General features: G+C 66.5%; 9 protein-coding genes. 5 read left to right on the top strand and 4 right to left on the bottom strand.

What is annotated here, in order from left to right; translation table 11 throughout:
• Together VF497_RS17475 and VF497_RS17470 are read right to left on the bottom strand one after the other, a co-directional pair.
• Window positions 1-344, bottom strand: a 344-nt coding sequence (locus VF497_RS17475) for a signal recognition particle receptor subunit alpha (protein WP_330891146.1), incomplete at its 3' end; no start/stop codon positions are given.
• 85 nt (window positions 345-429) lie between these two features.
• A complete protein-coding gene (locus tag VF497_RS17470; RefSeq protein WP_330891144.1) occupies window positions 430-1284 on the bottom strand; it encodes an alpha/beta hydrolase in 855 nt (284 codons plus the stop codon).
• Window positions 1285-1385: 101 nt separating this feature from the next.
• On the opposite strand from VF497_RS17470, the gene VF497_RS17465 reads away from it, so the two are divergent.
• From VF497_RS17465 to VF497_RS17450, 4 genes are all read left to right on the top strand, one after another.
• Window positions 1386-2183: a cytochrome C assembly family protein gene (locus tag VF497_RS17465; protein ID WP_330891142.1), complete on the top strand. Its 798-nt coding sequence runs from the start codon at window positions 1386-1388 to the stop codon at window positions 2181-2183.
• 165 nt (window positions 2184-2348) lie between these two features.
• On the top strand, window positions 2349-2663 hold the full coding sequence (locus tag VF497_RS17460) for a helix-turn-helix domain-containing protein (protein ID WP_330891140.1): 315 nt from the start codon (window positions 2349-2351) through the stop codon (window positions 2661-2663).
• A 1-nt stretch (window position 2664) separates the two neighbouring features.
• Window positions 2665-3129 carry an SRPBCC family protein gene (locus VF497_RS17455; protein WP_330891137.1) on the top strand — a complete coding sequence of 155 codons (465 nt, stop codon included), beginning with the start codon at window positions 2665-2667 and terminating at the stop codon, window positions 3127-3129.
• A gap of 16 nt (window positions 3130-3145) precedes the next feature.
• The gene (locus VF497_RS17450; protein WP_330891135.1) at window positions 3146-3562 is read left to right on the top strand and encodes a GFA family protein; all 417 of its coding nucleotides are present in this window, start codon (window positions 3146-3148) and stop codon (window positions 3560-3562) included.
• Between the two features lie 80 nt (window positions 3563-3642).
• On the opposite strand, the gene radA is transcribed toward VF497_RS17450, so the two are convergent.
• Window positions 3643-5013: a DNA repair protein RadA gene (gene radA / locus VF497_RS17445; RefSeq protein WP_330891133.1), complete on the bottom strand. Its 1371-nt coding sequence runs from the start codon at window positions 5011-5013 to the stop codon at window positions 3643-3645.
• 173 nt (window positions 5014-5186) lie between these two features.
• Between radA and VF497_RS17440 the strand changes: the two genes are divergently transcribed.
• Window positions 5187-5498, top strand: a complete 312-nt coding sequence (locus VF497_RS17440; protein WP_330891131.1) for a hypothetical protein — start codon at window positions 5187-5189, stop codon at window positions 5496-5498.
• Window positions 5499-5505: 7 nt separating this feature from the next.
• Here the strand turns inward: VF497_RS17440 and VF497_RS17435 are convergent.
• On the bottom strand, window positions 5506-7993 hold a 2488-nt coding region (locus tag VF497_RS17435; protein ID WP_330891129.1), incomplete at its 5' end, for a serine/threonine-protein kinase.

Raw genomic sequence — 7993 nt, 5'->3', positions numbered from 1 at the left:
GTCGTCTTGCCCGCGCCCTGCAGGCCGGCCATCAGCACGATCGCCGGCGGCGCCGCCGCGAGGTTCAGGTCGGTGTTGACCGAACCCATCACCGCGGTCAACTCGTCGCGCACGACCTTGACCAGCGTCTGCCCCGGCGACAGCGACTTCAGCACCTCGACGCCGACCGCGCGCACCTGGATGCGCTGGATCAGCGCCTGCACCACGGGCAGCGCAACGTCCGCTTCGAGCAGCGCGATGCGCACTTCGCGCAGCGCCTCGCGGATGTTCGCGTCGGTCAGCCGCGCACGGCCGCGCAGGCGTTCGATCGTGGTGGAAAGGCGTTGGCTCAGGGATTCGAACATGGGTCTTGCCAGGGGGAAGCGAGCCGCGAATTATAGCGGCTGATCGTCCCGGCCGCCCCTTTGGCCCTGAATCCGGCGCAACCGCCTATTTCGTGCGCAAGGCCACCCCGTCGAGCTGCGGCGAGCTCGCGCAATGTCCGCGGCGCAGGCTGTCGAGATAGCGCACGATCAATGTGGTCGTCGCCGTTTCCACGCGTGCATTCGTGCTGCGCGCGCCGCCGAAATCCATGTGGCTCGCGCCATCGACGACGGCGAGCCAGCGGCAGCCCGGACCGAGGCCATCGTAGGCCTGTGTGCGCCAGGTGTAGTCGCCGTCGAGGCCACGGTCGCGCGTGCCGGTGATCAGCAGCATCGGCGCGCTGATCGGTCGCCAGGCGTCCGTCGGAAATACTTGCCCCGGACCTTCCGGCGACAGCGCGACGTAGGCATTGAAACCGCCTCGCGCTTTGAGACCGAGTTTGTTCTGTGCGCCGGCTTCGAGCATGACCGTGATCGCGCCCATCGAATGTCCAAGCAGCGCCACATACGGCGCGCGACAAGTCTTGTTCGCCCATGCATGCGCGGCGTCGATGTCCATGAAGCGCTTGCGGTAGGCGTCGACATTCGTCACCAGATCGGCGATGCCCTGCTTGAAACCGTCGCTGCGGATATCGGTCGCGAGCGGGCCGAGGCCGCTTTCGCGATGGCCAACCACGATCGCGCGCCAGCCGTCGCGCGCGAGCGCCTCGCCAAGATAGCGCAAGCCACGTTCGCTGCCACCTGCGCCATGCGAGATCAGCGCGAGCGGTGCGCAACCCTTGCCCGCGGCAGATGGCTCGTACACGGCGAGTGGCGTCGAGGCGCCGTCCGCGCGTGGCGTCTCGACGTGCTGTCCGGCAAAGACGCACGTCGGCCCGACAAGGCCGGCGGCAAATACGAACAGCAGCGACGACATTCTCATGGCGGCTCCTCCCGCAGCATCACAACGCAGTCGCTTCGATTCGGTGGACAGGCGACCTCGCCGCGCGTGGCACGATCGCGTCGATATGCGACACTTGGCGCATGTTCGCAACCGTCGCCACCCTGCTCGCCACCGCGCTGTACCTGACCGGTGCGGCGATCCTCGCCCTGCCGCTGCTGCACCGCCAGGCGCAGCCGCGCGCGATCGGCATGGGTCTCGGCGCGATCGCGGTGGTACTCCATTTCGCCGTGTTGTTCGGCGCGCATCGCGGCGGCGTCGACCTGCATTTCTTCGCCGCGCTGTCGCTGGTCGGCGCCTGCATTGCGGCACTGTGCGTGCTCGTCAATCTGAGCCGACCCGTGGCCACGCTTGGCGTCATCGTGTTCCCGCTCGCCTCGCTGCTGCTCGGCATCGACGCGTTCTTCGCACCTGCGACGCAGCCGATGACGCTGGAATGGCAGATCAAGCTGCACGCGGTCTTCGCCCTGCTCGGCTACAGCGTGCTCAGCATCGCCGCCGTGCTCGCGATCCTGCTCGCATTGCAGGAACGCGCGCTGCATGCGCGCCGCTTCGACGGCCTTGTGCGCACTCTGCCGCCGCTGACCCTGACCGAAGCACTGATGTTTCGTCTGATCGGCGCCGGCTTCGCCCTCCTGACGCTGACCCTGCTCACCGGCATCCTGTTCGTCACCAATCTGTTCGACCAGCACCTCGCGCACAAGACCCTGCTGTCGATCGCCGCATGGCTCGTGTTCGGTGCGCTGCTGTTCGGCCGCTGGCGCTACGGCTGGCGCGGACGCCGCGCGGTGAATCTCGTCCTGATCGGCATGGCCTTGCTGCTGCTCGCCTTCTTCGGCAGCCGCTTCGTGCTTGAGGTCGTGCTCAAGCGCGTGCCTTGACCACGGCTTGGCGACGCGCCCTGCGTCGAGTGAAGGCAGCATCGCGCAAGCGGTGCTGCTTTTTTTATTCATCACGAATTGCCTGTGCGCAACGCGCTGGCTGGTCTATCGCTTGACATGCAGGTTTTTACCTGCATATAATCGTTTCACTCAAGAACACGACAGATGGACGCTGACAAAGTTTTCAAGGCGCTGGGTGATCCGACACGCAGAAAGCTGCTCGACCTGCTCTGCGCGAGGAATGGACAGACGCTCGGTGAGCTCTGCGATCACCTCGACATGGCGCGGCAATCGGCCACCCAGCACATCGGCATCCTCGAGGCGGCCAATCTGCTGAGCACGGTCTGGCGTGGTCGGGAAAAACTGCATTTCATCAACCCGGTGCCGTTGCACGAAGTCTATGAGCGCTGGGTGCGCAAATTCGAACGTCAGCGGCTCAGCCTGCTGCACGACCTGAAGAAAGAACTCGAAGGAGAATGACATGGGCAAAGAACAGACCAGCTTCGTCTATGTGACCTACATCCGCTCGACGCCGGAAAAGGTGTTCGAAGCAATCACGAAACCGGAGATCGCACGGCGTTATTGGGGCCACGAGAACCTCTCCGACTGGAAGCCCGGATCGGACTGGCGGCACGTGCGCGCCAATGAGGAGCGCACGCTCAACATCGTCGGCAAGGTGATCGAGGTCTCGCCGCCGACGCGCCTGGTCATCAGCTGGGCGAGCCCGTCGCAGGCATCCGATCCGGCCAGCTACAGCCGCGTGAGCTTCGACGTGGAGGCATACGCCGACATGGTGCGGCTGACCGTCACCCACGACGAACTCGAGACCGGCAGCGGCATGGCGACAGGCATCCAGAAGGGCTGGCCCATCGTTCTCTCCAGCCTGAAGTCCCTGCTCGAAACGGGACAGGGCATCGACGTCTTCGCCAAGCCGAAGGCGGCCTGAATCCGGAACCGACATCATGAGCCAAGCCTACACCGGCGGCTGCGCCTGCGGCGCGATCCGCTACGCCACCCCACATGCGCCGCTCTTCCAGAACCACTGCCAATGCCGCGACTGCCAGCGGCGCAGCGGCGGTGGACACGGCTCGTGGCTGACCTTTCCCGCGCAGGCCGAGATGACGATCAGCGGCGAGGCGACGCACTGGGAGGTCGCGGCGGATAATGGCAACGTGAAGAGCCACGCCTTCTGCCCGGTCTGCGGAACACCGGTCTATCTGCGCTTTACCGCAGCGCCGGAGCTGATCGCGGTCCCTGCGGCCAGCCTTGACGAACCGGAGCGCTTCTCGCCGCAAGCGCTCACCTACGCCGTTCGCGGGCTGACATGGGACACCATCGATCCCACGCTATTGGCATTCGACCGCATGCCAACCGCCTAGTCACCGTCAACGCAACCACAAGCCGCCAGCACGCGCGGATGCATTTCGCCGAGTAAGCGGCGAAAAGGCGGGCGCCGATCTCAGTGAACCGCGTCGAGCGCCTCGCTGAGGCGTTCGACCGCAACGATTTCCATCTCGCCGATCTTGTTCTTCTTCGGCGCGTTCGCCTTCGGCACGATCGCCTTGAGGAAGCCGTGCGTCGCCGCCTCGCGCAGGCGTTCCTCGCCGTTCGGCACAGGACGGATCTCGCCCGACAGGCCGACCTCGCCGAACGCGACTAGTTTTTCCGGCAGCGGCCGATCGCGGAAACTCGATAGCACCGCGAGCAGCGTCGGCAGGTCAGCCGCGGTTTCCTGCACGCGAATGCCGCCGACGACGTTGACGAACACGTCCTGGTCGTACACGCCAATGCCGCCATGTCGATGCAGCACGGCGAGCAGCATCGCGAGCCGGTTCTGTTCGAGCCCGAGCGCGACGCGGCGCGGATTGCCGAGCGAGGACTGGTCGACCAGAGCCTGTACCTCGACCAGCAACGGTCGCGTGCCCTCGCGCGTGACCATGACCGCGCTGCCCGGCGTCGGCGCGCTGTGCGCGGAGAGGAAGATCGCCGACGGATTCGGCACCTCGCGCAAGCCCTTGTCGCCCATCGCGAACACGCCGAGTTCGTTGACTGCGCCGAAACGGTTCTTGAACGCACGCAGCACGCGGAAGCGCGAGCCCGATTCGCCCTCGAAGTAGAGCACCGCGTCGACCATGTGCTCGAGCACACGCGGGCCGGCAATGCCGCCCTCCTTGGTCACGTGGCCGACGAGAAAAATGCTCGTGCCGGTCTCCTTCGCGTAGCGCACGAGGCGCGCAGCCGATTCGCGCACCTGCGACACCGAGCCGGGCGCCGCGGTCAGCGTCTCGGTCCAGATCGTCTGGATCGAATCTATTACGAGCGCGCGTGGCACGTCCCTTTGCGCCTGTTCGATGATGCGTTCGATGCAGGTCTCGGCGAGGCAGCGCAGCGGTTCGAGCGGCAGGCCGAGGCGTTGCGCGCGTGCGGCGATCTGCGCGATGGATTCTTCGCCGGACACATACAGCGTGCGCAGCCGCGCACCGAGTGCACCAAGGGTTTGCAGTAGCAGGGTCGACTTGCCTATGCCTGGATCGCCACCGACGAGCACGACCGAGCCCTCGACGAGGCCACCGCCAAGCACGCGATCGAGCTCTCCGATGCCGACGCGCACGCGCGTTTCGGCTTCCGCCGCGACTTCCGTGAGCGCGACGATCTTCGCCTCGACCGCGCCAGCGTAACCCGTGCGCTTGACCGCGCCGTTTTTCGCTGCCGGCTCGACGACGAATTCGGACAAGGTGTTCCACGCGCCGCAGGACTCGCACTGGCCCTGCCACTTCGAGTATTCGGCACCGCACTGGTTGCAGACGTACGCAGTCTTCGATTTCGCCATGCACGGATTGTACGGGAAGCGGAATCGTACTCGTTCGCAGGTGATGACCCCTTTTTCCTCCGTTTGCCGTCCTGCCTGGTGATCCGTCGATGGAAAAAGACCAGAGGACCCTTTCCATGCACAACCACAAACCCAACCGCGGCTTCGTCCGCTTTCTGATCGCAGGAATCGCCATGACTGCCGCCAGCACCGGCTTTGCCCAGGACAAGACCGCGCTGTTCAAGATCGTTACCGTCAAGGACGAGATCGTCGTGGCACTCTCGGCCGAGGAGATCAAGAAGCTCGGCGGCAACGACGTCACCCACATCGGACAGGCGCTCAAGGCCCAGGGCGAACTGACGCTCTGGCAGTACGCCGTGCGCAAGGGCCAGGACGGTGAGTTGGAGCAGGCTCCGCGCCAGCGAGTCAGCGTCCTCGGCCACGACAGCCTGCGCGTCGAACCCCTCGCCTCGCCGCTACGCGTGGTGCCGGTACCGGCGAACTGAAACTGCGCTAGAACAGCATGACCAGCGTCGGCGGCAGTTCCGCGCCGACGCGCTGCTTCAGGGCCGCCCGCGTCGATTCTTCCAGCTCCGCGGCTTCCACCACCTGCCCTGCCGCGCGCCCGATCTGCGCGCGCGCGAGTTTCGCCAGCAGCAGTTTCGGACTGTCGGCGGCAAAACGCGTCATCAGGTCTGTCTCCGCGTCATCGACCAGGGCGAGCGCTTCGCCACCGAAACCCTGCGCGGAAACGGCCAGCGCTTCGGTGAGTTGCACGATGCCGGCATCGCTGCGCCGGCCCAGCCGCGTGTAGGTCTCCGCTGCCTCGTGTGCGCTCGCGCGCGCGTCGGCAAACTGGCCAAGTGCATTTTGCGCGCCGGCGAGGTACATCAGCGTCGAGGCGAGCTTGAACGCGGGTTCCTTGTTCTCGCGCTCGTAGGCGAGCAGCCCGGCAAGGATGTCCCGCGCCTGCTGCGCCTTGCCGTTCCAGATCAGGGTCAGTGCATAACGACGTTCGACGCCGCGCTGCTCCGACGGCGTCAACCCGGACTTGCTGTGCGCGATGTCGAGTGCGGCGCGCATCGCCGCCTCGGCTTCGGCGACGCGTCCGGTCATCAGCATCGGGCCGATGCGGAAGGATTCGTTGAGCGCGTATTCGCCGGTGTCGGCACCGAACGCGCGGCGCGTGCGCGCGACGAGTTCGTCGAACGTCGCCGACGCCTTGGCATACTCGCCCGCCTCGACCTGTGCATAGCCCAAGGTGCGCAGCGCGGCGACGGCATAGTTGTTGTCCGGCCCGGCAAGACGGTCGTACTCGGCCACAGCCTTGCGCAGCACGGCCTCGCACTCGGCGGTGCGGCCGAGCTTCATCAGCGTGTAACCCTGGTTGCCGCGGATCTCGGCGGCTTCGAGCGCATGTTCGGATGGCACCGCATCGAGCAGTGGTTCGAGCGCGGCATACAGCGCTGCGGCATCCGCGTGCCGGCCCATCTTCGAGTACAGGCCGGCGAACAGCGATTTCTCGTTGGCCATCTCCCAGCTCTGCGCGCCGTAGAGTTTTTCGACCTGCGGCAGCACCGCCGTGTACTGGGCGAGCGCGACCTCGTCGCGATCGGTCTGCATGTAGACGAAGCCGAGATCCGTATCGATCATCGCCAATGCCTTCGCACGACGGCCGGCGTAGCGGCGCAGGATCTCGCGCGCCGCCAGATAGTTTTTTTCCGCGGGAACGAGATCGCTCGCACTCTTCTGCGCGTTGGCAAGATCCGCGAGCGCGTCGCCCGCCTCCAGGCTGTCGCCACCGAATTCGCGCGCAGCAATATCGTATGCCGTCTGCGCGAGCGCGGTGGCGCGACGTCCGTCGCCGAGCTGGTCGCGGATGCTGCCGAGCGCGCCGAGCAAGGCGAGCTTGGTCTGCGGCTCGTCGTCGAGCGTCGCGCGCAGGTTTTTTTCGCCGCGATCGAGCAGGTCGCCGACCGTGCGCTTTTCGCCCTGCGCATGCGCCGGGTCGGCTTCCTGGAACAGGCCGATCAGGAACTGCTGCACCGCCTGCGCACGCGCCGCCTCGCGCACGGCAGCGCGTTCGGCACGCAACACGCTGGCCACGCCGACGCCGACGCCGAGCAGCGCGAGCATGCTCATACCGACGCCGACACGGTGTCGGCGCACGAACTTGCGCGTGCGATACCACGCGCTGTCGGCACGTGCACGGATCGGTTGATGGCGCAGATAACGACGCACGTCGTCGGCGAATGCCTGCACCGTGGTGTAGCGCTCGGCCGGGGCCTTCTTCAGCGCGCGCGCGATGATCGTTTCGAGATCGCCACGCAGGCTGCGGCGCAATTGTGCCGGCGTCGCGCCGCGCGCCTGTGCGTTGCGCTCGGTGTCTTCGCCCTTGTCCGTCGCGGCCTGTGACAGGCGACGCGGCTCGCTCGCGGAGATCGTCTGCGCCCACTGCAATGGCGTGCTGTTGCCCTCGCCATAGGGCCGACGACCGCTGAGCAGCAGGTAGAGCACGACGCCGAGCGCGTAAACGTCGGTCGCCGCCGTCGCCGGTTCCCCGCTGAACTGCTCGGGCGCGGCGTATTCGGGGGTGAACACGGCGCCGCCCGCGCGCGTCAGTTCCCCGGCGTCGTCGGCATCGGCTTCTTCCTCGAGCAGCTTGGCGATGCCGAAGTCGAGCAGCTTGGCTGCGCCGTCGGCGCCAACAAGGATGTTCGACGGCTTCAGGTCGCGGTGCACGATCAGGTTGGCATGCGCGTAGGCGACCGCATCGCAGACCTGCAGGAACAGGTTCAGGCGTGCCTCGATGTCGGCGTGCTGGCGGTCGCACCATTGATCGATGCGCTCGCCATCGACGTATTCGAGGACGAGATAACGCTGGCCCTGCGCGCTCTCGCCGACATCGAGCAGGCCGGCGATGTGCGGATGCTGCAGGCGCGCGAGCAGGCGCGCCTCGCGCGCAAAGCGCTGCTGCGCCTGGCGGTCGCTCGCCGCGCCG

The organism is Rudaea sp., from assembly GCF_036383415.1.
In the GTDB taxonomy this organism is placed as follows: Bacteria; Pseudomonadota; Gammaproteobacteria; order Xanthomonadales; family Rhodanobacteraceae; genus Rudaea.
Note: the sequence above shows the minus strand (reverse complement) of the source record. Positions and strands in the feature narration are given on the sequence as shown.

Bases quoted from the DNA above. Each gene is read 5' to 3' on its own strand.
- VF497_RS17470 (WP_330891144.1), bottom strand. From the start codon at position 1,284: ATGAGAATGTCGTCGCTGCTGTTCGTATTTGCCGCCGGCCTTGTCGGG.
- VF497_RS17465 (WP_330891142.1), top strand. From the start codon at position 1,386: ATGTTCGCAACCGTCGCCACCCTGCTCGCCACCGCGCTGTACCTGACC.
- VF497_RS17460 (WP_330891140.1), top strand. From the start codon at position 2,349: ATGGACGCTGACAAAGTTTTCAAGGCGCTGGGTGATCCGACACGCAGA.
- VF497_RS17455 (WP_330891137.1), top strand. From the start codon at position 2,665: ATGGGCAAAGAACAGACCAGCTTCGTCTATGTGACCTACATCCGCTCG.
- VF497_RS17450 (WP_330891135.1), top strand. From the start codon at position 3,146: ATGAGCCAAGCCTACACCGGCGGCTGCGCCTGCGGCGCGATCCGCTAC.
- radA (WP_330891133.1), bottom strand. From the start codon at position 5,013: ATGGCGAAATCGAAGACTGCGTACGTCTGCAACCAGTGCGGTGCCGAA.
- VF497_RS17440 (WP_330891131.1), top strand. From the start codon at position 5,187: ATGACTGCCGCCAGCACCGGCTTTGCCCAGGACAAGACCGCGCTGTTC.